At 66.1% G+C, this 22,238-nt stretch carries 21 protein-coding genes and 1 tRNA gene; 15 read left to right on the forward strand and 7 right to left on the reverse strand.

Annotation, left to right across the window (positions count from 1 at the left end):
• The first annotated feature begins 122 nt into the window (after positions 1-122).
• Both OHZ10_RS07325 and OHZ10_RS07330 read left to right on the forward strand, forming a co-directional pair.
• Complete coding sequence (locus tag OHZ10_RS07325; RefSeq protein WP_059234751.1) at positions 123-1,064, forward strand: LysR family transcriptional regulator; 942 nt, start codon at positions 123-125, stop codon at positions 1,062-1,064.
• 117 nt (positions 1,065-1,181) lie between these two features.
• The gene (locus OHZ10_RS07330; protein ID WP_006476208.1) at positions 1,182-1,334 is read left to right on the forward strand and encodes a hypothetical protein; all 153 of its coding nucleotides are present in this window, start codon (positions 1,182-1,184) and stop codon (positions 1,332-1,334) included.
• 58 nt (positions 1,335-1,392) lie between these two features.
• Here the strand turns inward: OHZ10_RS07330 and OHZ10_RS07335 are convergent, their stop codons facing one another.
• The 4 genes from OHZ10_RS07335 to wrbA are packed head-to-tail and all read right to left on the reverse strand — an operon-like array spanning position 1,393 to position 4,698.
• Positions 1,393-2,223, reverse strand: a complete 831-nt coding sequence (locus OHZ10_RS07335; RefSeq protein WP_342704149.1) for a metallophosphoesterase — start codon at positions 2,221-2,223, stop codon at positions 1,393-1,395.
• Positions 2,224-2,248: 25 nt separating this feature from the next.
• The gene (locus OHZ10_RS07340) at positions 2,249-3,670 is read right to left on the reverse strand and encodes an FAD-binding oxidoreductase (RefSeq protein WP_059234747.1); all 1,422 of its coding nucleotides are present in this window, start codon (positions 3,668-3,670) and stop codon (positions 2,249-2,251) included.
• An 18-nt stretch (positions 3,671-3,688) separates the two neighbouring features.
• On the reverse strand, positions 3,689-4,081 hold the full coding sequence (locus OHZ10_RS07345; RefSeq protein ID WP_059234745.1) for a DUF2069 domain-containing protein: 393 nt from the start codon (positions 4,079-4,081) through the stop codon (positions 3,689-3,691).
• Positions 4,078-4,698, reverse strand: a complete 621-nt coding sequence (gene wrbA, locus OHZ10_RS07350) for an NAD(P)H:quinone oxidoreductase (protein WP_059234743.1) — start codon at positions 4,696-4,698, stop codon at positions 4,078-4,080. The genes OHZ10_RS07345 and wrbA overlap by 4 nt, the downstream gene beginning before the upstream one ends.
• Positions 4,699-4,843: 145 nt before the next feature.
• On the opposite strand from wrbA, the gene OHZ10_RS07355 reads away from it, so the two are divergent.
• A complete protein-coding gene (locus OHZ10_RS07355) occupies positions 4,844-6,175 on the forward strand; it encodes a YihY family inner membrane protein (protein WP_059234741.1) in 1,332 nt (443 codons plus the stop codon).
• Between the two features lie 16 nt (positions 6,176-6,191).
• On the opposite strand, the gene OHZ10_RS07360 is transcribed toward OHZ10_RS07355, so the two are convergent.
• A complete protein-coding gene (locus OHZ10_RS07360; protein WP_059234740.1) occupies positions 6,192-6,509 on the reverse strand; it encodes an Mpo1-like protein in 318 nt (105 codons plus the stop codon).
• A gap of 157 nt (positions 6,510-6,666) precedes the next feature.
• Here OHZ10_RS07360 and OHZ10_RS07365 point away from each other — a divergent pair, with 157 nt between their 5' ends.
• The 3 genes from OHZ10_RS07365 (at position 6,667) to aroC (ending at position 10,555) form a co-directional block, all read left to right on the forward strand.
• A complete protein-coding gene (locus OHZ10_RS07365; RefSeq protein WP_059234738.1) occupies positions 6,667-7,128 on the forward strand; it encodes a CBS domain-containing protein in 462 nt (153 codons plus the stop codon).
• Positions 7,129-7,267: 139 nt separating this feature from the next.
• Complete coding sequence (locus OHZ10_RS07370; RefSeq protein ID WP_342704151.1) at positions 7,268-9,202, forward strand: MFS transporter; 1,935 nt, start codon at positions 7,268-7,270, stop codon at positions 9,200-9,202.
• 252 nt (positions 9,203-9,454) lie between these two features.
• A complete protein-coding gene (gene aroC / locus OHZ10_RS07375) occupies positions 9,455-10,555 on the forward strand; it encodes a chorismate synthase (RefSeq protein ID WP_059234733.1) in 1,101 nt (366 codons plus the stop codon).
• 147 nt (positions 10,556-10,702) lie between these two features.
• On the opposite strand, the gene OHZ10_RS07380 is transcribed toward aroC, so the two are convergent.
• A complete protein-coding gene (locus OHZ10_RS07380; protein WP_059234730.1) occupies positions 10,703-12,376 on the reverse strand; it encodes an electron transfer flavoprotein-ubiquinone oxidoreductase in 1,674 nt (557 codons plus the stop codon).
• A 178-nt stretch (positions 12,377-12,554) separates the two neighbouring features.
• On the opposite strand from OHZ10_RS07380, the gene OHZ10_RS07385 reads away from it, so the two are divergent.
• Together OHZ10_RS07385 and OHZ10_RS07390 are read left to right on the forward strand one after the other, a co-directional pair.
• Positions 12,555-13,337: an SDR family oxidoreductase gene (locus OHZ10_RS07385; RefSeq protein WP_059234728.1), complete on the forward strand. Its 783-nt coding sequence runs from the start codon at positions 12,555-12,557 to the stop codon at positions 13,335-13,337.
• Between the two features lie 32 nt (positions 13,338-13,369).
• Positions 13,370-13,810, forward strand: coding sequence for an acyl-CoA thioesterase (locus OHZ10_RS07390; RefSeq protein WP_340624056.1), 441 nt, complete (start codon positions 13,370-13,372; stop codon positions 13,808-13,810).
• 114 nt (positions 13,811-13,924) lie between these two features.
• Here the strand turns inward: OHZ10_RS07390 and OHZ10_RS07395 are convergent, their stop codons facing one another.
• A complete protein-coding gene (locus tag OHZ10_RS07395; RefSeq protein WP_174991402.1) occupies positions 13,925-14,470 on the reverse strand; it encodes a PAS and helix-turn-helix domain-containing protein in 546 nt (181 codons plus the stop codon).
• 223 nt (positions 14,471-14,693) lie between these two features.
• Here OHZ10_RS07395 and OHZ10_RS07400 point away from each other — a divergent pair, with 223 nt between their 5' ends.
• The 7 genes from OHZ10_RS07400 to thrS all read left to right on the forward strand — a co-directional run bounded on the left by OHZ10_RS07400 (position 14,694) and on the right by thrS (position 22,194).
• Positions 14,694-15,398, forward strand: coding sequence for a CoA transferase subunit A (locus OHZ10_RS07400; RefSeq protein WP_012328363.1), 705 nt, complete (start codon positions 14,694-14,696; stop codon positions 15,396-15,398).
• 1 nt (position 15,399) lies between these two features.
• Positions 15,400-16,041: a CoA transferase subunit B gene (locus OHZ10_RS07405; RefSeq protein ID WP_006476194.1), complete on the forward strand. Its 642-nt coding sequence runs from the start codon at positions 15,400-15,402 to the stop codon at positions 16,039-16,041.
• A 201-nt stretch (positions 16,042-16,242) separates the two neighbouring features.
• Positions 16,243-17,139 carry an alpha/beta fold hydrolase gene (locus OHZ10_RS07410; protein ID WP_059234722.1) on the forward strand — a complete coding sequence of 299 codons (897 nt, stop codon included), beginning with the start codon at positions 16,243-16,245 and terminating at the stop codon, positions 17,137-17,139.
• Positions 17,140-17,220: 81 nt separating this feature from the next.
• Positions 17,221-17,574, forward strand: a complete 354-nt coding sequence (locus OHZ10_RS07415) for a RidA family protein (protein WP_021162422.1) — start codon at positions 17,221-17,223, stop codon at positions 17,572-17,574.
• Positions 17,575-17,618: 44 nt separating this feature from the next.
• Positions 17,619-19,853 carry a bifunctional (p)ppGpp synthetase/guanosine-3',5'-bis(diphosphate) 3'-pyrophosphohydrolase gene (locus tag OHZ10_RS07420; RefSeq protein ID WP_342704157.1) on the forward strand — a complete coding sequence of 745 codons (2,235 nt, stop codon included), beginning with the start codon at positions 17,619-17,621 and terminating at the stop codon, positions 19,851-19,853.
• Positions 19,854-19,938: 85 nt separating this feature from the next.
• Positions 19,939-20,015 (forward strand) — tRNA-Val (locus tag OHZ10_RS07425).
• Between the two features lie 271 nt (positions 20,016-20,286).
• Positions 20,287-22,194: a threonine--tRNA ligase gene (gene thrS, locus OHZ10_RS07430; RefSeq protein ID WP_340624057.1), complete on the forward strand. Its 1,908-nt coding sequence runs from the start codon at positions 20,287-20,289 to the stop codon at positions 22,192-22,194.
• Positions 22,195-22,238 lie beyond the last annotated feature (44 nt).

The following is a 22,238-nucleotide window of genomic DNA, read 5'->3' on the forward strand; positions in this document are numbered from 1 at the left end:
CGATTATATTTTTCAGTGATTCCTGAATAAATGGACAACGGTGCAAGTCATTTTTACGAATCCTGAGATAATATTTGTTGGCCCCTGTGCAACAATCCCTCCGGATTCAAACGGGTAATGGGATGGATACGTTACAAAACATGCGGGTGTTCGTCCGCGTGGTCGACGCGGGAAGCTTTACCGCGGCCGCCCAGCAGATGAATTCGACCACCGCCTACGCGTCGCGCGCAGTCTCGGATCTCGAGGCGCACCTGCGCACGCGTCTCCTGAACCGCACGACGCGCCGGATCGCGTTGACCGAAGCCGGCGAGCGCTACCTGCAGCGCTGCGAGCAGATCCTGGCGTACGTCGACCAGGCCGAAGCCGAGGCGGGCGACGCGCATGCGCGCCCGTCGGGCAAGCTGAAGGTCCATTGCTTCACGAGCCTCGGCCAGCACTACCTGGTGCCGGCGATCGCGCGCTACCGCGAGCGCTACCCGGACGTGCACGTCGAGCTGACGCTCGCGCAGCGGATGCCCGACCTGCTCGACGAGGGGTACGACGTCGCGATCGTCGTCGGCCGCGACCTGCCCGATTCGGGGCTCGTGTCGCAGCGGCTCGGCGAGAGCTACAGCGTCGTCTGTGCGTCGCCGGGCTACGTCGAGGCGCACGGCGTGCCGCAGCGGCCGGCCGATCTCGCGCAGCACGTGTGCCTCGGGATGGTCGCGCCGGGTTTTCACTTCGACGAATGGGCGCTGGCGGGGCCGAACGGCGACGAGGTCGTGCCGATCACGGCGCCGCCGTTCCGCGTGAACGTCGCCGAGGCGCTCGCGGTGGCCGTGCGGGAGGGGATGGGGGTCGGCGGGCTGCCGCTCTATTCGGCGATCGGCTGGCTGCGCAGCGGGCACATCGTGCGCGTGATGCCGGAGTACCGGTCGCACGTGATGAACATCTACGCGCTGTATCCGTCGCGCCAGTACCTCGACGCGAAAATTCGCACCTGGGTCGATTTCCTGCGCGACGAGTTGCCGGCCACGCTCGAAGCGGACGAAGCCGCGCTCGAGCAGTACACGCGTGCGACATGACAGCGCGGTTGGCGGCTATCTGACGAGATTTGTCCTTCACGCAACATTTTTTTACGAACGTGTGTCAGACAGTTTGATACTGTGGGAATTAACGAGATACACCACACCGGAGTAGCAATGGATACGCACCTGATGATCGGCCTTGGCGTTCTGCTGGGCGCGGCTGCCGCCGCCGCGGCGACCCGCGACCTGCTGCGTGCGATGAAGGCGAAGGCGCAGATGAAGCCGGTTCCGGTGCGCGTGCGCGAGCCGCGCCGCCCGGGCCGCTGATCCTGCCGTCACGCTTCAGGTCGGGAAGGCCGCGCAACGCGGCCGCCCGGGCCGGCGCTCAGTCGAGCTCGACGACCTTGTCCCACGCGAACGCGGCATTTTCCCGTTCGCCGGTGCGCCGGTGGATGTAGCCACGCGGGTTGCACACCACGCGCGTGCCGCCGTCCGCAACATAGTCGAATGACGTATGCGTGTGGCCGTGGAGCCACAGATCCACCGGCGGCCGCACCAGTTCCGCCATGTCCGTCACAAACCCCGCCGAAGCGAGATCTTCCGCATAGCGTTCTGCCAGCGAACGCCGGTGCGGCGCATGATGGGTGACGACGATCGTCTTGCCCGCGAACGGCGTCGCGAGTTGCGCTTCCAGCCATGCGCGGCCTTGCCGGTGCAGCGCGATCGCGTCGGCCGGCGAGAAATCCCGTTCCGGCGTGCCCGGCGCCGCATGCAGCGCCGCGTCGTGCGGCCAGGTCACCTGGATCAATCCCTTGAAATCGAGCATCACGCGCAGCGCGGCCTCGATTGCGCCCGTCACGCTGGCGTCGTCGTTGCCGAACAGCGAAAAATCGGCCCAGAGCGTCGTGCCGAGCACGCGGAAGCGCTGCCCGGGATCGACGTAGACGCCATTGTTCAGGTAATGCACGTTGTCGAGCGCATGCGCCGCGTCGCGCATTGCCGTCTCGAGCGCCCCGAATTCCCCGTCGTAATACTCGTGGTTGCCCGGCACGTAGACCACCGGCACGGCCGGGTCGAACGTTTCGGCGGCCCAGCGCAGGCCTTCCGCGTGATTGTGGATGTCGCCGGCCAGCACGACGAGATCCGCGTCGGCATGCGCGATCACGTCGGGCTGGTTGCTTTCGAGGTGCAGGTCGGACAGGACGCGGACTTTCACGGGCGGGGCTCCGGAGTGGATGGCTTCAGCGCAGGACCTTGCCGGGATTCATCAGGCCGCGCGGGTCGAGCGCGGTCTTCAGCGTGCGCATCAGCGTCGTTTCGACCGGCGACTTGTAGCGCTGCGCGTCGTCGATCTTCAACTGGCCGATACCGTGTTCCGCGCTGATCGTGCCGTGATGGCGGTGCACGTTGTCGTAGACGATCCGGTTGATCGGCACCTGGAACGCGGCGAGGAATGCCTTTGCATCGCCGCCTTCGGGCATCTGCACGTTGTAGTGGAGGTTGCCGTCGCCGAGGTGGCCGAACGTGACCATCCGCGCGCCCGGCGCGGCCTGCTGGATCGCCGCGTCGGTCTCGTCGATGAAGCGCGCGACCGACGAGATCGGCACCGCGATGTCGTGCTTGATGTTGAGCCCTTCGTCGGCCTGCGCGAGCGGGATGTGCTCGCGCAGGTCCCAGAACGCGCGCGACTGCGCGAGGTTCTCCGCGACCACCGCGTCGACCACGAGCCCGGCCTCGAACGCTTCTTCCATCAGTTTCTCGAACAGCGCGCGCGCATGCGCTTCGCTTTCGTTGTCGGACAGCTCGAGCAGCACCGTCTGCGCATGCGTCTGCGCGAACGGGTAGCGCAGCTGCGGGTAGTGCTTGCCGACCAGCTGCATGCAGAAATCCGACATCAGCTCGAAGCCGGTCAGGAGCGGACCGGCCGCGCGCTGCGCGAGCGACAGGAAGTCGAGCGCCGCGTGCGGCGATTCGAGCGCGGCGAGCGCCGTGACCTGTGCGGCCGGCAGCGGATGCAGCTTCATCACGGCTGCGGTGATGATCCCGAGCGTGCCTTCCGCCCCGATGAACAGGTCGCGCAGGTCGTAGCCGGTGTTGTCCTTGCGCAGTCCGCGCAGGCCGTCCCAGATTTCGCCCTGCGGCGTCACGACCTCGAGCCCGAGGCACAGCTCGCGCGCGTTGCCGTAGCGCAGCACCGCGGTGCCGCCCGCATTGGTCGACAGGTTGCCGCCGATCGTGCAGCTGCCTTCCGCCGCGAGGCTCAGCGCGAACAGCCGGCCGCCTTCGCGGGCGCGCGCCTGCACGTCGGCGAGGATCACGCCGGCTTCGACGGTGATCGTGTTGTTGTGTGGATCGAGCGCGCGCACGCGGTTCAGGCGCGCGACGCTCAGCACGGCCTGGCTGCCGCTCGCATCGGGCGTGGCGCCCCCGGCGAGGCCCGTGTTGCCGCCTTGCGGCACGAGCGCGATGCCGTGCGCGTTGGCCAGCTTCACGAGCGCGGCGACTTCGGCGGTGTTCGCGGGCTTCAGCACGGCGCACGCGGCGCCCTTGTAGCGGCGGCGCCAGTCGGTCAGGAACGGTTCGGTATCGTGCGGGGCGGTCAGCACGTAGTCGGCGCCGATCGCGTCGCGGCACGCGGAAACGAAAGCTTCGGAGGACATCATCACCTTGTCGCGTAAGGGTCAGGACGCGGCGCGCGACTGCTTGGCCGCGCGCTTGAACGGCGCGACGTATGCCAGCGCCGCCACGAAGAAGCCGACGGCAAGCGCGGTCTCGCACCAGCCGAGCGTCGCGGACAGCCCGCGATCGGACATGCCGCGCACGATGCCTTCGGCAAAATAGACGAGGATCAGCATGCTCGCCCACTGCATCGTATAGATGTTACGCCGCCAGACGCCGGGCAGTGCGAGCGCGAGCGGCACGGCCTTGAGCATCAGCGCGGAGCCGCCCGGGCGCAGCGGCGCGAGCCACAGCTCCCAGGCGAGCGACAGCGCGATCAACGCGACGAGGCACGCGGCGGCGGCCAGCGCGTAGCGCGGCCGGGCTGCGACGGCGGGGCGGGCGGGGGCGTTCATGCGGCCTCGGCGCCTTGGGCGGCTGACAGGGCGGCCGCCGCGCGCGCAAGCCGCACGCCGAGCGCGGCCGCGAGCGCCTTCTCGTCCGCGGACAGCCCGCCGGACGCCGTACGATCGTGGTGCGCGACATGCGACGCGCCGTACGGCGTGCCGCCGGTGCGCGTGGTGCTGAGTGCCGATTCGGTGTACGGGATCCCGACGATCATCATCCCGTGATGGAGCAGCGGGAGCATCATCGACAGCAACGTCGATTCCTGGCCGCCGTGCAGGCTGCCCGTCGACGTGAACACGCTCGCGGGCTTGCCGGTCAGCGCACCCGACAGCCATTGCGGTGTCGTGCCGTCGAGGAAATACTTGAGCGATGCGGCCATGTTGCCGAAGCGGGTCGGCGAGCCGAGCGCGAGGCCCGCGCATTCCTCGAGGTCGCGCAGTTCCGCGTAAGGCGGGCCGTCGGCGGGGATGTCGGCGGCAGTGGCTTCGCAGACGGTCGATACGGGCGGCACGGTGCGGATGCGCGCCTGCATGCCCGGCACGCTGTCGATGCCGTTCGCGATGGCGAGCGCGAGATCGCGCGTGGCGCCGTGGCGGCTGTAATAGAGGACGAGGATGTCTTTCATGGGCGACGGAGCCGCGTGCGGCCGCGCGCGTGCCCGGTGCAGTCGGCCCCTGCTGGAATCGAGCGGCTATTATAGGGGCTGAAGCCGTCGCGCAGCGCGGCGGCGGCGCGCCGTGAGGCGCGCGGCATCGAGAAGGAGAAGCCGTTTGCCGAAGTTGAGCGTCGATCTCGACACCATCAAGCGCCTCGCGCAGTTCGCGGCCCGGCGCAGCGCCGAGGATCGCATCCCGCAAGTGGCGGGCAGCCTGACCTTCACGACGATGCTGGCACTCGTGCCGCTCGTGACGGTCGCGTTCGCGCTGTTCACCGCGTTCCCGATGTTCGCGTCGTTCCAGATCTCGCTGCAGGGGTTCCTCGCGGACCACCTGATGCCCGCGCAGTTCAACATCCAGATCTTCAAGTACCTGAACCAGTTCGCGTCGAAGGCCAAGGGGCTGACGACGGCCGGCCTGATCGTGCTCGTCGTCACGTCGGTGATGACGATGATGACGATCGAATCGGCGTTCAACCTGATCTGGCGCGTGCGCAAGCCGCGGCCGTTCGCGCAGCGCGTGCTCGCCTACTGGGCGTTGATCACGCTCGGCCCGCTGCTGTTCGGCGTGAGCCTGTCGATCTCGTCGTACCTGTTCACGCAGTCGCTCGCGTTCACCGGCGCGGGGCCGTCCACGTCGATCGTCGAGTGGCTGCTCGCGCTCGCGTCGCTGCCGCTGACGGTGCTCGCGTTCACGCTGCTGTACGTGTACTTGCCGAACTGCGCGGTCGCGTGGCGCGACGCGGTGATCGGCGGGCTGTTCGCGGCCGTCGCGTTCGAGCTCGCGAAGCGCGGCTTCGGCTACTACGTGCGGCGCATTCCGACTTACACGGCCGTCTACGGCGCGTTCGCGGCGCTGCCCGTGTTCCTGCTGTGGGTGTACCTGAGCTGGTTCATCGCGCTGCTCGGCGCGATGGTGGCGTCGGCGCTGCCGGCGATCCGCGTCGGGCAGTTTCACCGCATCCACTATCCGGGCAGCGACCTGCTCGACGCGCTGGAACTGCTCGCGCGGCTGGCCGAAGCGCGCGCGGCCGGCAAGCGCGGCTATACGGCGATGCGGCTCGCGACGATGCTGCGCTGCGACATGGAAACCGCGCAGCGGTTGCTGACGACGATGGAGGAGCGGGAATGGATTGCGCGGCTCGACGGCGGCGGCGAGACCACGCCGCGCTACATCCTGCTCGCGAATCCGGAGCAGCTGACGCTCGCGCAACTGTTCGACGTGCTGGTGATCGACCGCACGGAGCTGACCTATCAGCTGCAGCGGCGCCGCAGCCACGTCGAAGGCGCGGCGCTGCTCGCGGTGCTGTCGAGCGACCGGTTCGACGTGTCGCTCGCGTCGCTGATCGCCGCGCACCGGCTCGCGGGCGCACAGCCGGCCGGGATCGCCGGGCAGGCGCCGGACGCCGTGCCCGACCCGCACGCGCGGCCGCCGCGGCCTGCGTGAAGGCGGATTCCGGCGGCTACAGCGGAATCTTGCCGGTGCAGATGTCCTTGAACATCACCCAGTCGCCCATCAGGCTGTAGATCGGGTGCCGGAACGTGGCCGGGCGGTTCTTCTCGAAGAAGAAGTGTCCGACCCACGCGAACCCGTAGCCGCAGACGATCGCCGCCGGCAGCCACAGCCAGTAGCCGGTCGCGATCGCCATCGCGACGCAGCCGATCACGCCGAGCGAGCCGATGAAATGCAGCCGCCGCGACGTCAGGTTCTGGTGTTCGTTCAGGTAATACGGGTAGAAATCAGCGAAGCTGGCGAATTGCTCGGAATGCGTATGCGCCATGGCCGTCTCCTCGGGCCGCCGTCGATAGGGCCATTGTGCGGCGGCCGGCCCGTGTCCGCAAGCGGGGGCGGGCCGCCGCGCGGGGCCGCGCTTTCCTTTTGACAGGCTTTCCGATAGGATCGAAAGAGATTTTGCATTCAAGCATGAGGGGACTACGATGCGCGTCAGCGATATTCTGAAAGTGAAGGGCAACACGCTGTTTACGGTGACGCCCGATAAGCCGCTGCGCGAAGCGGTCGATACGATGGCCGAACACGATATCGGTTCGCTCGTCGTGATGGAGTACGGCGATCTCGTCGGGATGCTGACGTTTCGCGAGATCATCCTGCGCCTGCACGTGAACGGCGGCGCGATCGGCGACGTCCAGGTGCGCAAGGTGATGGACGAGCCGCTCACGTGTACGCCGGAAACCGACGTCAACGAAGTGCGCCGGATGATGCTCGAGCGTCACGCACGCTACATGCCGGTGCTCGACAAGAAGGTGCTGATGGGCGTCATTTCGTTCTACGACGTCGCGAAGACGGTCGTCGAGGCGCAGAGCTTCGAGAACCGCATGCTGAAGGCGTACATCCGCGACTGGCCGGAGTCGGAATCGGAAGCCGAAGCGCACAAGCCGTGAACCACGCCGCGCCCGGCACCTGGATGCATGGGCGCCGCCATCCGGCACACGGCGGCGCAGGCTTGTCCTGCGCCGCCTTTTTTTCAACGACAACACAAGGCCCGCGCAGCTTCGCCAAGACGATGCGCGCGTATTCCGCATGAGCGATCAAACGCAAGCTTCTTCGGAGCGGCGCGACGAACGTCGTGCCCACGCGTCGCAGTTCGACCTGCTGCGCGAGCGCCGTTTCGCGCCGTTCTTCACGACCCAGTTCCTCGGTGCGCTGAACGACAACGTCTTCAAGATCGGCTTCACGTCGCTCGTCACCTATCACACCGCGCGGTTCTCCGGCGTCGACGCGAAGACGGCCGCGTTCCTGATCTCCGCGATCTTCATTCTGCCGTTCGTGCTGTTCTCGGCGACGTCCGGCCAGATCGCCGACAAATACGACAAGGCGACCCTCACGCGCTTCGTGAAGACCTTCGAGATCGTGCTGATGCTGGTCGGCGCGGCCGGCTTCGTCACGCACAGCGCGACGCTGCTGTATCTGTGCACGTTCATGATGGGGATGCACTCGACGCTGTTCGGGCCCGTCAAGTATTCGTACCTGCCGCAACATCTCGGCGAGCATGAGCTGGTCGGCGGCAACGGCCTCGTCGAAATGGGCACGTTCATCGCGATCCTGATCGGCACGATCATCGGCGGCGCGGCCGCGGGCATCGAAGGCGCCGGCGAGCGCGTGCTCGCGGTGAGCGTCGTCGTGATCGCGCTGGCGGGGCGGCTCGTCGCGCAGCGCGTGCCGTCGACGCCGGCGCCGCAGCCCGATCTCGTGATCAACTGGAATCCGGTCAGCGAGACCTGGCGCAATCTCGCGCTCGCGCGCCAGAACCGCACCGTGTTCCTGAGCCTGCTCGGCATCTCGTGGCTGTGGTTCGTCGGCGCGACGTTCCTCACGTCGTTCTTCAATTTCGCGAAGGACGTGCTGTCCGCGAGCCCCGACGTCGTCACGATCCTGCTCGCGACGTTCTCGGTCGGTATCGGCCTCGGCTCGCTGCTGTGCGAGCGGCTGTCGCAGCGGCGCGTCGAGATCGGCCTCGTGCCGCTCGGCTCGATCGGCATCAGCGTGTTCGCGATCGAGCTGTATTTCGCGAGCCACGCGCTGCCGTCGCCCGGCCACCTGCTGTCGGTCGGCGAATTCCTGGCCGGCGCACGCCACTGGCGCATCCTGGCCGACCTGTTCCTGCTCGCGATGTTCGGCGGCTTCTACAGCGTGCCGCTGTACGCGCTGATCCAGAGCCGCAGTGCGCCGACGCACCGCGCGCGGATCATCGCCGCGAACAACATCCTGAACGCGTTGTTCATGATCCTGTCGGCCGTGATGGCGATGGGGCTGACCAAGGCCGGCGTCGACATCCCGGGGCTGTTCCTCGTCACCGCGCTGCTGAACGTGATCGTCGCGACGTATATCTACCTGCTCGTGCCCGAGTTCCTGCTGCGCTTCGTCGCGTGGGTGCTCGTGCACACTTTCTACCGGATCCGTCTCGTCCACGGGGAGCGGATTCCCGCGGAAGGGGCGGCCGTGCTCGTGTGCAACCACGTCAGCTACGTCGACGCACTCGTGCTGGCTGCCGCGAGCCCGCGCCCGATCCGTTTCGTGATGGATCACCGGATCTTCAAGACGCGCTTCGCGAGCTGGGTGTTCCGGCACGCGAAGGCGATCCCGATCGCGCCGCGCCACGAGGATCCCGCGATGCTCGCGCGCGCCTACGACCTGTGCGAAGCCGCGCTGAAGGAAGGCGAACTCGTGTGCATCTTCCCCGAGGGCAAGCTGACGAAGACGGGCGACATCAACACGTTCCACCATGGCATCACCGAGATCCTCGGCCGCACGCCGGCGCCGGTGATCCCGATGGCGCTGCGCGGGCTGTGGGGCAGCTATTTCTCGCGGCATTCCGATGCGCGGATGCCGCGCCCCATCAAGCGCGGCGTGATGAGCCGGCTGACGCTGGCGGTCGGCGAGCCGGTCCCGGCGTCGGTCGCGACGCCCGAGTCGCTGCAGGCGGCGGTGACCGAGCTGCGCGGCGCGCGGAAGTAGGCGGAAGTAGGCGGGCGCCGGCCGGTTCCGTGCCGGCATCCGCTGGCCGCCGGGCCGGAACGGCCGTCGGGCGGCACTGGCCGGGCTGCCCGTGTACGTGTCGTGCGCCCGGCCGGCATGTCATGCGGCCCGCGGGCCCGGGACGGCTGGCATAATAGCGGCTTACCTCTTTTTCTCGACCGGCAAACGATCGACCTGCCCGCGGCCCGGGTAGCGCATCGGTTTGCCCATTTCACTTTGGGCGGTTCCATCATGTCCGGCAATACCCTCGGCACGCTTTTCACTGTCACGACCTTCGGCGAGTCGCACGGTCCCGCGATCGGCTGCGTGATCGACGGCTGCCCGCCGGGGATGGGGCTGACCGAAGCCGACATCCAGGTCGAGCTCGATCGCCGCAAGCCCGGCACGTCGCGGCACGTGACGCAGCGGCAGGAGGCCGACGAGGTCGAGATCCTGTCGGGCGTGTTCGAAGGCGTGACGACCGGCACGCCGATCGCGCTGCTGATCCGCAACACCGACCAGCGCAGCAAGGACTACGGCAACATCGTCGAGACGTTCCGTCCCGGTCACGCCGATTACACGTACTGGCAGAAATACGGCATCCGCGACTATCGCGGCGGCGGCCGTTCGTCCGCACGCCTGACCGCGCCGATCGTCGGTGCGGGTGCCGTTGCGAAGAAGTGGCTGCGCGAGCGCTTCGGCGTCGAGGTGCGCGGTTACATGAGCGGCCTCGGCGAGATCGACGTGCCGTTCGTCGACTGGTCGCACGTGCACGAGAACCCGTTCTTCTCGCCGAATGAGGCGGTCGTACCGGAACTCGAGGCGTACATGGATGCGCTGCGCAAGGATGGCGATTCGATCGGCGCGCGCATCGACGTCGTCGCGTCGGGCGTGCCGGTCGGCTGGGGCGAGCCGGTGTTCGACCGTCTCGATGCCGATATCGCGAAGGCGATGATGAGCATCAACGCGGTGAAGGGCGTCGAGATCGGCGCGGGCTTCGACAGTGTCGCGCAACGCGGCTCGGTGCACGGCGACGAACTGACGCCGGGTGGTTTCGTCGGCAATCACGCGGGCGGCGTGCTCGGCGGGATTTCGACGGGGCAGGACATCACCGTGTCGATCGCGATCAAGCCGACGTCGAGCATCCGTACGCCGCGCCGTTCGATCACGAAGGCCGGCGACGAAGCGACGGTGGAAACGTTCGGCCGTCACGATCCGTGCGTCGGCATTCGTGCGACGCCGATCGCCGAGTCGATGCTCGCGCTGGTGCTGATCGATCATGCGCTGCGCCATCGCGCGCAGTGCGGCGACGTCGAGACGCCGACGCCGAAGATTGCCGGCAGTGCGACCTGACGCAAACGGGCGGGGCGCGTCGCCTGGCGGACGTGCCGGGAATGCAAAACGGGGCGCTGCTTCAGGCAGCGCCCCGTTTCGTTTTCAGCGACCCCAAAAAACGCGCCGCTCGTGGCGGCGCGTTCCGGCGGATCGGCGGTGGTCCGATTACATGTTCGGGTAATTCGGCCCGCCGCCGCCTTCAGGCGTGACCCACACGATGTTCTGCGTCGGGTCCTTGATGTCGCAGGTCTTGCAGTGCACGCAGTTCTGCGCGTTGATCACCAGGCGATCGCTGCCGTCGTCGTTCTTCACGAACTCGTACACCGCCGCCGGGCAGAAACGCCCCTCCGGCCCCGCGTACGTGCGCAGGTTCACGTTCACCGGCACGTTCGCATCCTTCAGCGTCAGGTGCGCCGGCTGGTTCTCTTCGTGGTTCGTGTTCGAGATGAACACCGACGACAGCCGGTCGAACGTCAGCTTGCCGTCCGGCTTCGGATACTCGATCGGCTCGCACTGCGACGCCGGCTTCAGCATCTCGTGGTCCGCATGCTTGTGGTGCAGCGTCCACGGCACGTTGCCGCCCATCACCTTCTGCTCGAGCCCGACCATCAGCGTGCCCAGGTACAGGCCCTTGGCCATCCACTGCTTGAAGTTGCGCGCGCGATACAGCTCCGTGTACAGCCACGACTGCTTGAACGCGTCCGGGTACGCGTTGAGTTCATCGCTCTGGCGGCCGGCCTGCACCGCGTCGAACGCGGCGTCGGCCGCCAGCATGCCGGTCTTGATCGCCGCATGGCTGCCCTTGATCCGCGATGCGTTCAGGAAGCCCGCGTCGTCGCCGATCAGCGCGCCGCCCGGGAACACCGTCTTCGGCAGCGACAGCAGGCCGCCGGCCGTGATCGCGCGCGCGCCGTACGACACGCGCTTGCCGCCTTCGAGAAACGCGCGGATCGACGGATGCGTCTTGTAGCGCTGGAATTCCTCGAACGGCGACAGGTACGGGTTCGTGTAGCCGAGGCCGACCACGAAGCCGACCACGACCTGGTTGTTGTCCATGTGATACAGGAACGAGCCGCCGTACGTATCGGACTTCAGCGGCCAGCCGGCCGTGTGGATCACGAGGCCCGGCTTGTGCTTCGCGGGATCGATTTCCCACAGTTCCTTGATGCCGATCCCGTACGCCTGCGGCTCCGCGTTCGCGTCGAGCTTGAACTTCGAGATCAGCTGACGGCCGAGGTGGCCGCGGCAGCCTTCGGCGAACAGCGTGTACTTCGCGTGCAGCTCCATGCCGAGCTGGAAGTTCTCGGTCGGCTCGCCGTCCTTGCCCACGCCCATGTTGCCGGTCGCGACGCCTTTGACCGAGCCGTCGTCGTTGTACAGGATCTCGGCGGCCGGGAAGCCCGGGAAGATCTCGACGCCCAGCGCTTCGGCCTGTGCCCCGAGCCAGCGCGTGACGTTGCCCAGCGAAATCACGTAGTTGCCGTGGTTCTGGAAGTTGGCGGGCAGCGCCCAGTTGGGCGTCGTGACCGCGCTTTTCTCGGACAGGAACAGGAAGCGGTCTTCCGTCACCTCGACGTCGAGCGGCGCACCCCGTTCCTTCCAGTCGGGGAACAGTTCGTTGATCGCGCGCGGGTCCATCACCGCGCCCGACAGGATGTGCGCGCCGATCTCGGAACCCTTCTCGAGCACGCACACGCCGATCTCGGTGCCTTTCTCGGCGGCCAGCTGCTTGAGCCGGATCGCCGCCGACAGCCCGGCGGGGCCGCCGCCGACGATCACGACGTCGTATTCCATCGATTCGCGCGGGCCGTATTGCTCGATGAGGCTTGCGGGGGTCATTGGCGTTCCTCTAACCGTTAGAATGCTTTTATTCGGGAGCGTATTGTCTGCGAAACGAAACGCTTGCCGCAACAACATGCGGGTAGATTAGCACGATCGTTCTATTTTTGTGCTAGGGTAAGGCTGCCCGGGCTGTGCCGCCCGGGCGGGTGAAACGACATCGAAAGGGGATGTGCAAATGGGTCGATCGATCAATCTGGAAGGCAAGGTTGCGCTGGTCACGGGCGCGTCGAGCGGCCTCGGTCAGCGCTTTGCGCAGGTACTGTCGCAGGCCGGCGCGAAGGTCGTGCTCGCGAGCCGCCGCGTCGAGCGCCTGAAGGAACTGCGCGCGGAGATCGAGGCGGCCGGCGGCGCCGCGCATGTCGTGTCGCTCGACGTGACCGACATCCAGAGCATCAAGGCGGCCGTCGCGCATGCGGAGACGGAAGCCGGCACAATCGACATCCTTGTGAACAATTCGGGCGTCTCGACGATGCAGAAGCTCGTCGACGTGACGCCGGAGGATTTCGAGTCCGTGTTCGATACGAACACGCGCGGCGCATTTTTCGTCGCACAGGAAGTCGCGAAGCGGATGATCATGCGCGCGAACGGGAGCAGCAACGGCAAGCCGCCTTGCCGGATCATCAACATCGCGTCGGTGGCCGGGTTGCGCGTGTTCCCGCAGATCGGGCTGTTTGCGATGAGCAAGGCCGCGGTCGTACAGATGACGCGCGCGATGGCGCTCGAGTGGGGGCGCCACGGGATCAACGTCAACGCGATCTGTCCGGGCTATATCGATACCGAAATCAATCATTACCTGTGGGAATCCGAGCAGGGCCAGAAGCTGCAGTCGATACTGCCGCGCCGGCGCGTCGGCAAGCCGCAGGATCTCGACGGGCTGTTGTTGCTGCTCGCGGCCGACGAGTCGCAGTTCATCAATGGCTCGATTATCTCCGCCGATGACGGCTTCGGCCTCGCCTGAGCGGATGACATTCAGCAACAAAGAAGACTGCAATGAGTGAAACAAGCGATTACTCCCCCGTTTTTGAGATGTCGATGCCGATCCGCTGGGGCGACATGGACGCGTTCGGCCATGTGAACAACACGGTCTATTTCCGCTACATGGAGCAGGCGCGGATTTCGTGGTTCGAGCAGCTCGGCATCGCCGGCGGCAACGGCGAGGGGCAGGGGCCCGTCATCGTCACGGCGTCGATGGAATTCCTCAAGCAACTGCACTATCCGGGCGACGTGATCGCGAAGATGTCGGCCGCGAAACCGGGCCGAAGCAGTTTCGACACCGGGTTCGAACTCACGCGCGCGGATGATCCGCAGCATGTCTATGCGCGTGGCAACGCGCGTTGCGTGTGGGTCGATTACGCGCTCGGCAAGTCGGTGGAACTGCCGCACCTGCTGCGCGACACGATCGAGCGCGCGCTCGCGGCGAAGGTCGGCTGAGTGCCGATGCGGTGACGCCGGCACGGCGTGCCGGTGAGTCGCCATGCCTGTTGTCACCCGAATCGGCCGCCATGCGCGGCCGATCGCCATTCGGGCGCGCGATCCATTGCGCGTTCACTGCCCGAGCAGGCGCTGCAGCAGCTCCGGCGTATTGCTCGTTCCGTACTTGCGCATCAGCCGTGCGCGGTAGATGTCGACCGTGCGCGAGCTGATGTCGAGCACGCGCCCGATCTGCTTGCTGGTCTTGCCGGTGGCGAGTTGCGCGGCGATCTCGCGCTCGCGCGGGGTCAGCTCGACCGCGACGCGGCGCGTCGCGCTCAAATCCTCGAAGGTCCACACGCCGGCCGCGAGCGGCGCGGTGCGGTCGAGTGCGCGGCCCGTCACGTGGCACCAGAACAGCTCGCCGTCCGCGCGCTTCATGATTCTGTCATCCGAGTAGATGCCGTTCGCGGCCATCACGCGCGCGATGCGCTCGCCGATGCGCTGGAATTCGTCCGTCGACGGGTAGAGCACCTCGTACGATTTTCCGATCAGGTCGGCCCGCGCGCAGCGGAAGATCGACGCGAGCGCGTCGTTGCAATCCTCGATCACGCGGTCGCGCGACAGCACGAGACCGAGCGGCGCGAGGTGGAAGGCAGTCTGGTAATCGAGAGCGGGCATGGCGCGGGCAAGCGGAGGCAAACGCTTATGTATTTTTGCGTATTGTGCCGCATCCGCGCCGCATCGTACCCTTTCAGGCATCTCGTGGCGGGTTGCCGCGACATAAAAACAGCGCGCTTCGACGCAGGCACTGCCGCGCATGCATAGAATGATGCGGCAGGCTTGCGGCCCAGGTGGGCGCGTGAACCGGTTTTGCTGGTTTCCATAGAGGAAGGGACAACTGATGAACAAAGTCTATCCAAGCGCGGCTGCCGCGCTGGAAGGGATCGTCCGCGACGGACAGACCTTCGCGGTGGGCGGCTTCGGCCTGTGCGGGATTCCCGAGGCGCTGATCGCGGCATTGCGCGATTCGGCCGTCAAGGGCATCACCTGCATCAGCAACAATGCGGGCGTCGACGGCTTCGGCCTCGGTCTGCTGCTGGAAACGCGCCAGATCAAGAAGATGATCTCGTCATACGTCGGCGAGAACAAGGAGTTCGAGCGTCAGTACCTGGCCGGCGAACTCGAGCTCGAATTCACGCCCCAAGGCACGCTCGCCGAGAAGCTGCGCGCGGGCGGCGCGGGCATTCCCGCCTTCTTCACGAATACCGGCTACGGCACCGTGATCGCGGAAGGCAAGGAAACGCGCCAGTTCGGCGACCGCCACTACGTGCTCGAGCCGTCGCTGACGGCCGACGTCGCGCTCGTGAAGGCGTGGAAGGCCGACAAGTCCGGCAACCTGATCTACCGCCGCACCGCGCGCAACTTCAACCCGATGTGCGCAATGGCCGGCAAGATCACCGTGGTGGAGGTCGAGGAGATCGTCGAGAACGGCGCGCTCGATCCGGACCAGGTCCATACGCCGGGGATTTTCGTGCAGCGCATCGTGCTGAACGCGACGCCGGAAAAACGCATCGAACAACGCGTCGTACGCGCGAAAGGAGACTGACATGGCCTGGAATCGTGACCAGATGGCCGCGCGCGCGGCGAAGGAATTGCAAGACGGCTTCTACGTGAACCTCGGCATCGGCCTGCCGACGCTCGTCGCGAACCACGTGCCGGAAGGCGTCGAGGTGTGGCTGCAGTCGGAGAACGGCCTGCTCGGCATCGGCCCGTCGCCGACCGAAGACGAAGTCGACGCCGATCTGATCAACGCCGGCAAGCAGACCGTCACGACGCTGCCGGGCTCGTCGATCTTCTCGTCGGCCGACTCGTTCGCGATGATTCGCGGCGGCCACATCAATCTCGCGATCCTCGGCGCGATGCAGGTCAGCAAGCAGGGCGACCTCGCGAACTGGATGATCCCGGGCAAGATGATCAAGGGAATGGGCGGCGCGATGGACCTCGTTGCGGGCGTCGGGCGTGTCGTCGTGCTGATGGAGCATGTCGCGAAGGGCGACCAGCACAAGATCCTCGAAGAGTGCAACCTGCCGCTGACGGGTGTCGGTGTGGTCGACCTGATCATCACCGATCTCGGCGTGATCGAAGTGACGCCGGCCGGCCTGAAGGTCCTCGAGCTCGCCGACGGCGTGAGCGCCGACGAGATCCAGGCGAAGACGGGCGCGCCGCTCGACGTCAGCGCGGTCGCATAAACCCGCCGCACATCGGCGCGGATTCGACGCCCCGCCTGCCGGCCGACGGCAGGCGGGGCGTTTGTCATTGCGCCTCGGCGGGATGCCGGTTCGGGGCCCGATGAGCCGACCCGTGCGACGGAAGCGGTTTACAATCGTTGGCATCGGGCGTCGCAAGCGTTGCCCCGCGCGTCGCCCCCCGTTCTCGACAGGATGCCAACGATGCCAACGACCCCAGCGAATCCTCCGGTTCCCCGCCAGCGGCGCGTGCAGTGTGCGAGTGCCGCCGGCCTTCATCGCATCGCCTATACCGAGTGGGGCGATCCCGCCAATCCGCGTGTGCTGGTCTGCGTGCATGGCCTGACGCGTTCGGGGCGTGATTTCGACCGGCTCGCCGCCGCGCTGTCCGATACGTATCGCGTCGTCTGCCCCGATGTCGCCGGACGTGGCCGGTCTGACCGGCTGGCCGATCCGCGGCTCTATGCGATTCCGCAGTACGTGGCCGACATGGTGACGCTGATCGCACGGCTCGACGTCGAATCGGTCGACTGGTTCGGCACGTCGATGGGCGGCCTGATCGGCATGGCGCTCGCGGGGCTGCCCGGTTCGCCGCTGCGCCGGATGATCGTCAACGACGTCGGTCCGCGCATCGAGCCCGATTCGCTGACGCGCATCGGCGAATATCTCGGCGTGCAGCCGCGCTTCGACACCGAGCAGGAGGCCATCGACTATCTGACGTCGCTGTCGTTGCCGTTCGGCGCGCTGAGTGCCGACGAGTGGCGCGAGATCAACGGGCCGTTGCTGCGCGAGCTGCCGGAAGGCGGCTGGACGATGCGCTACGATCCGCGCATCGCCGAGCCGTTCAAGGCGACAACGCCCGAACTGGCCGCGCTTGGCGAGGCCGCGCTGTGGCATGCCATCGAGACGACGGAGGCGTCGCTGCTCGTCGTGCGCGGCGAGACGTCCGACTTGCTGTCGCGCGAGACGGTGGCCGACATGGTGCGTCGCGGCCGGCATGTGACGCACGCGGAGATTCCGGGTGCCGGCCACGCGCCGGCATTCGTCAGCGCCGACCAGATTGCGCTCGCACGGCGGTTTTTCGTCGAAGGCGACGCATAAACGCGTCATAATATGCGGTTCGGCGGCACGCGGGCCGTGCTGCCGTCCGATTTCCTTACCCATTCACGACCGGAACATTCCATGGCAGTCATTCGTCACCACGTCGGGGCCCGTCTCTCCGAAACCGCGATCCACAACGGTACCGTGTATCTGGCCGGCCAGATCGCCGAAGACACCACGCAGGACATCAAGGGCCAGACGCGCGAAGTGCTCGGCCACATCGATCGCCTGCTCGCCGAAGCGAACAGCGACAAGGCGCATTTGCTGTCGGTGCAGATCTACATCTCGGATCTGGCGAACTTCGACGGCATGAATGCGGAATGGGACGCATGGGTCGCGCAGGGCAACACGCCGCCGCGCGCGACCGTCGAGGCGAAGCTCGCGGATCCGGCGCTGCTCGTCGAAATCGTGGTGGTCGCCGCGCAGCGGAGCTGAACTGGGCGTTACCCGACGATGACCGTATTCCGCCAGGCCGTGCAATGACCGAGTTCGTTTCCGCTTCCCCCGTCGCTGCGCCGTCGTTCGACGACGTGCTCGCGTTCGTGCGCGAGCGGGCCGGCGACGCGCGCCTGTCGTCCGGTGAGCTGCTCGCCGATCACTCGGCGGGCACCGCGGCGATCATGCGTACGCTGAACGTCGATCCGTCCGCGATGCAGGCCGCCGCGCTGTTCGTGCTGACGCCGCACCTGAGCAATCCGGAGCGTGAGCTCACCGAGCGTTTCGGCGAAGAAGTGGCGCGGCTCGTGTCCGACGTGCGCAAGCTGCTGAGGCTCGGCACGGTCAGCCTGCGTGCCGCGCAGAATGCCGTGCCCGACGCCGGGCGCGACGCGGCGGAGGAGCGGCGCACGCAGATCGAGGCGCTGCGCAAGATGCTGCTCGCGTTCGCGCAGGACATCCGCGTGGTGTTGATCCGGCTCGCGTCGCGGTTGCAGTCGCTGCGCTACTACGCGGCCATGAAGATCGACCCGCCGCCCGACGTTGCGCGCGAGACGCTCGAGATCTATGCGCCGCTCGCGAACCGTCTCGGTATCTGGCAACTGAAGTGGGAGCTCGAGGATCTCGCGTTCCGCTTCGAGGATCCCGTCACCTACAAGCGGATCGCGAAGCTGCTCGACGAGAAGCGCATCGAGCGCGAGGCATACGTCACGCAGGCGATCGGGCGGCTGCAGCACGAGCTGGCGGAAGCGAACATCCAGGCCGACGTGAGCGGCCGGCCGAAGCATATCTACAGCATCTGGCGCAAGATGCGCGGCAAGGAACTGGATTTCTCCGAGCTGTACGACGTGCGCGCGTTTCGCGTGATCGTGCCGGACATCAAGGATTGCTACGCGGTGCTCGGCATCGTGCATCACCTGTGGCAGCCGGTGCCGAAGGAATTCGACGACTACATCTCGCGGCCGAAGCCGAACGGCTACAAGTCGCTGCATACGGTCGTGATCGGTGACGACGGTCGTGCGTTCGAGGTGCAGATCCGCACGCAGGAGATGCATCGTTTCGCCGAGTACGGCGTGGCCGCCCACTGGCGCTACAAGGAGGCCGGCGCGCGCGGTTACGGCGGCCAGTTCTCGGCAAGCGACAAGTACGACGAGAAGATCGCGTGGCTGCGCCAGTTGCTGGCGTGGAAGGACGACGTCGAGGACGGCACCGAGGTGTCGGGCGACCAGGCGTGGGCGCAATTGCGCGAGACGTCGCTCGACGACGACCACATCTACGTGCTGACGCCGCAGGCGCGCGTGATTGCGCTGCCGCAGGGCGCGACGCCGGTCGATTTCGCGTACCACCTGCACAGCGAGCTTGGCCACCGTTGTCGTGGCGCACGTGTCGACGGCGTGATGGTGCCGCTGAACACGTCGCTCGCGAACGGCCAGACGGTCGAGATCGTCGCGGTGAAGGAGGGCGGACCGTCGCGCGACTGGCTGAACGTGCAGCTCGGCTACATGAAGAGCCCGCGCGCGCGGCAGAAGGTGCGTGCGTGGTTCAACTCGATCGAACAGGAAGAAAACGTCGCGCACGGCCGGGCGCTCGTCGAAAAGACGTTGCAGCGCGAAGGCAAGACGTCGGTCAGCCTGGACAACCTCGCCGCGAAGCTCGGCTTCAAGTCGCCCGAGGAGCTGTTTTCGGTCGTCGGCAAGGAAGAGTTCAGCCTGCGCAACGTCGAGCACGCACTGTCCGATGCGCCGCCGCCGGAACCGGCGCCCGAGGCGCCAGCCGATTTCGAGAAGCGCAGCAGCGGTGCAAGCGTGGCGCACGGCGCGTCCACCGGTGTGCTGGTGGTGGGCGTCGACGCGCTGCTGACCCAGCTCGCGCGCTGCTGCCGTCCGGCGCCGCCCGATCCGATCAGCGGTTTCGTCACGCGCGGCAAGGGGATGTCGATTCACCGCACCGACTGCCCGACGTTCCGCCGGATGGTCGAGCGCGCGCCGGAGCGCGTGCTGCAGACGACCTGGTCGGCCGACGTGCTGGGCGGGCGCGGTGCGTCCGTCTATCCGGTCGACCTGATGATCGAGGCGAGCGATCGGCAAGGGTTGCTGCGCGACATCTCCGAAGTGTTCGCGCGCGAAAAGATGAACGTCGTGGGCGTGAAGACGCAGAGCCGCCGCAATGCGGCATTCATGCAGTTCACGGTCGAGGTGTCGAATTCGGCGCAGGTGCAGCGCGCGTGCACGCTGCTCGGCGAGGTGCAGGGAGTGGTGCGGGCGGGGCGGAAGTCATGATGGGGTTGGCGCCCCATTATTTTGCTGCGACCGCATAAAAACGCTTGCCAAACCTGTAGCAGCTCCATATAATCTTAGCTTCTCTAGGCTCGTAGCTCAGCTGGTTAGAGCACCACCTTGACATGGTGGGGGTCGTTGGTTCGAGTCCAATCGAGCCTACCAACGAATTGAGAATGCCCGGCCTCCGGGTGTTCGATGCAGTAAATTACTCAACGCGAACAAGGCGAATACGGTTATGACACCGCGAACGTTGACCGAAACTACTTCGGAGCGACGCTAGTCGAGGAACGTTTTCGCCCTTTCAGTTTGAGTGAAGTATCGAATGCGGCCCCTCGAAAGCGGGGCCGCATTTTTTTTGTCGCGAAATTTTCACGCGTGATTTTCATTCCGCGTACCTGGTCTGCCGCCCACTGTCGGCATCACGGAGATTGCTATGGTTTCGATACGCTTGCCTGACGGCTCAGTTCGACAATACGAGCATCCGGTGACAGTTGCCGAGGTTGCAGCCTCGATCGGTCCCGGCCTTGCAAAGGCTGCGCTTGGTGGCAAGCTCGATGGCGAGCTCGTTGACGCGTCGACGGTGATCGACCGCGACGCATCGCTCGCGATCATCACGGACAAGGATGCCGACGGTCTCGACATCATCCGTCACTCGACGGCGCACTTGCTCGCCTACGCGGTGAAGGAACTGTACCCGGATGCGCAGGTGACGATCGGCCCGGTGATCGACAACGGCTTCTATTACGACTTCTCGTACAACCGCCCGTTTACGCCCGAAGATCTGGAAAAGATCGAAAAGCGCATGCAGGAGATCGTGAAGAAGGACGAGCCCGTCACGCGCCGCGTCGTGTCGCGCGACGAGGCGGCCGGTTACTTCCGCAGCATTGGCGAGAAGTACAAGGCCGAGATCATCGAATCGATTCCGCAAAGCGACGAAATCAAGCTGTACTCGCACGGCGGCTTTACCGACCTGTGCCGCGGCCCGCACGTGCCGTCCACCGGCAAGCTGAAGGTCTTCAAGCTGATGAAGGTCGCGGGTGCGTACTGGCGCGGCGATTCGAAGAACGAGCAGCTGCAGCGCATCTACGGCACGGCCTGGACCAAGAAGGAAGACCAGGACCAGTACCTGCACATGCTCGAGGAAGCGGAAAAGCGCGACCACCGCAAGCTCGGCAAGCAGCTCGACCTGTTCCACATGCAGGAAGAGTCGCCGGGCATGGTGTTCTGGCATCCGAAGGGCTGGGCGCTGTGGCAGCAGGTCGAGCAGTACATGCGCCGCCGCGTGAACGACGCCGGCTACCTCGAGATCAAGACGCCGATGATCATGGACCGGTCGCTGTGGGAAGCGTCGGGCCACTGGCAGAACTACCGCGAGAACATGTTCACGACGGAGTCGGAGAAGCGCGACTACGCGATCAAGCCGATGAACTGCCCGGGCCACGTCCAGGTGTTCAAGCATGGTCTGCGTTCGTACCGCGATCTGCCGCTGCGTTACGCGGAGTTCGGCTCGTGTCACCGCAATGAGGCGTCGGGCGCGCTGCACGGCCTGATGCGCGTGCGCGGCTTCGTGCAGGACGATGCGCACATCTTCTGTACGGAAGACCAGTTCATCTCGGAATCGATCGCGTTCAACACGCTGGCGATGAGCGTGTACAAGGATTTCGGTTTCGATCACATCGACATCAAGCTGTCGTTGCGTCCGGAGCAGCGCGCGGGCACCGACGAGACGTGGGATCGCGCGGAGCAGGGCCTGCGCGACGCACTGACGGCCTGCGGCCTCACGTGGGAAGAGCTGCCGGGCGAAGGCGCGTTCTACGGCCCGAAGATCGAGTACCACATCAAGGATGCGCTCGGCCGTTCGTGGCAGTGCGGCACGCTGCAGCTCGACATGGTGCTGCCGGAGCGCCTCGGCGCCGAGTACGTGGCGGAGGACAACAGCCGCCGCCGGCCGGTGATGCTGCACCGCGCAATCGTCGGTTCGATGGAGCGATTCCTCGGCATTTTGATCGAGCACCATGCTGGTGCAATGCCCGCCTGGCTCGCGCCGTTCCAGGCAATTGTGCTGAATATCGCCGAAAGTCAGGCCGAATATGCGCACTCTCTGGCCCAAACGTTGCAAAAACAAGGGGTTAGAGTGGCGGCCGATTTGCGCAACGAGAAGATTAGCTATAAAATACGCGAGCACACGCTGGAAAAGGTGCCTTATCTCCTCGTCGTGGGCGATAAGGAGCGTGATGCGCAAACGGTAGCCGTGCGTGCCCGTGGCGGCGTCGATCTTGGCGTAATGCCGGTCGAAGCCTTCGTTGAGCGTCTGCAGGAAGACCTGCGCTCGTTCAAGTAACCGCCCTGGCAGCGCGGCTCGTTTTTTTAATTTTTAGAGGAAAC

The organism is Burkholderia arboris, from assembly GCF_038723655.1.
GTDB classification, from domain to species: domain Bacteria; phylum Pseudomonadota; class Gammaproteobacteria; order Burkholderiales; family Burkholderiaceae; genus Burkholderia; species Burkholderia arboris.

Excerpts from the sequence above, each read along its gene's own strand:
- OHZ10_RS07405 (WP_006476194.1), top strand. The coding sequence starts at position 15,400 with ATGGCCTGGAATCGTGACCAGATGGCCGCGCGCGCGGCGAAGGAATTG.
- OHZ10_RS07370 (WP_342704151.1), top strand. The coding sequence starts at position 7,268 with ATGAGCGATCAAACGCAAGCTTCTTCGGAGCGGCGCGACGAACGTCGT.
- wrbA (WP_059234743.1), bottom strand. The coding sequence starts at position 4,698 with ATGAAAGACATCCTCGTCCTCTATTACAGCCGCCACGGCGCCACGCGC.
- OHZ10_RS07330 (WP_006476208.1), top strand. The coding sequence starts at position 1,182 with ATGGATACGCACCTGATGATCGGCCTTGGCGTTCTGCTGGGCGCGGCT.
- thrS (WP_340624057.1), top strand. The coding sequence starts at position 20,287 with ATGGTTTCGATACGCTTGCCTGACGGCTCAGTTCGACAATACGAGCAT.
- aroC (WP_059234733.1), top strand. The coding sequence starts at position 9,455 with ATGTCCGGCAATACCCTCGGCACGCTTTTCACTGTCACGACCTTCGGC.
- OHZ10_RS07340 (WP_059234747.1), bottom strand. The coding sequence starts at position 3,670 with ATGATGTCCTCCGAAGCTTTCGTTTCCGCGTGCCGCGACGCGATCGGC.
- OHZ10_RS07385 (WP_059234728.1), top strand. The coding sequence starts at position 12,555 with ATGGGTCGATCGATCAATCTGGAAGGCAAGGTTGCGCTGGTCACGGGC.
- OHZ10_RS07365 (WP_059234738.1), top strand. The coding sequence starts at position 6,667 with ATGCGCGTCAGCGATATTCTGAAAGTGAAGGGCAACACGCTGTTTACG.
- OHZ10_RS07420 (WP_342704157.1), top strand. The coding sequence starts at position 17,619 with ATGACCGAGTTCGTTTCCGCTTCCCCCGTCGCTGCGCCGTCGTTCGAC.
- OHZ10_RS07380 (WP_059234730.1), bottom strand. The coding sequence starts at position 12,376 with ATGACCCCCGCAAGCCTCATCGAGCAATACGGCCCGCGCGAATCGATG.
- OHZ10_RS07390 (WP_340624056.1), top strand. The coding sequence starts at position 13,370 with ATGAGTGAAACAAGCGATTACTCCCCCGTTTTTGAGATGTCGATGCCG.
- OHZ10_RS07395 (WP_174991402.1), bottom strand. The coding sequence starts at position 14,470 with ATGCCCGCTCTCGATTACCAGACTGCCTTCCACCTCGCGCCGCTCGGT.
- OHZ10_RS07415 (WP_021162422.1), top strand. The coding sequence starts at position 17,221 with ATGGCAGTCATTCGTCACCACGTCGGGGCCCGTCTCTCCGAAACCGCG.
- OHZ10_RS07325 (WP_059234751.1), top strand. The coding sequence starts at position 123 with ATGGATACGTTACAAAACATGCGGGTGTTCGTCCGCGTGGTCGACGCG.
- OHZ10_RS07400 (WP_012328363.1), top strand. The coding sequence starts at position 14,694 with ATGAACAAAGTCTATCCAAGCGCGGCTGCCGCGCTGGAAGGGATCGTC.
- OHZ10_RS07345 (WP_059234745.1), bottom strand. The coding sequence starts at position 4,081 with ATGAACGCCCCCGCCCGCCCCGCCGTCGCAGCCCGGCCGCGCTACGCG.
- OHZ10_RS07410 (WP_059234722.1), top strand. The coding sequence starts at position 16,243 with ATGCCAACGACCCCAGCGAATCCTCCGGTTCCCCGCCAGCGGCGCGTG.
- OHZ10_RS07360 (WP_059234740.1), bottom strand. The coding sequence starts at position 6,509 with ATGGCGCATACGCATTCCGAGCAATTCGCCAGCTTCGCTGATTTCTAC.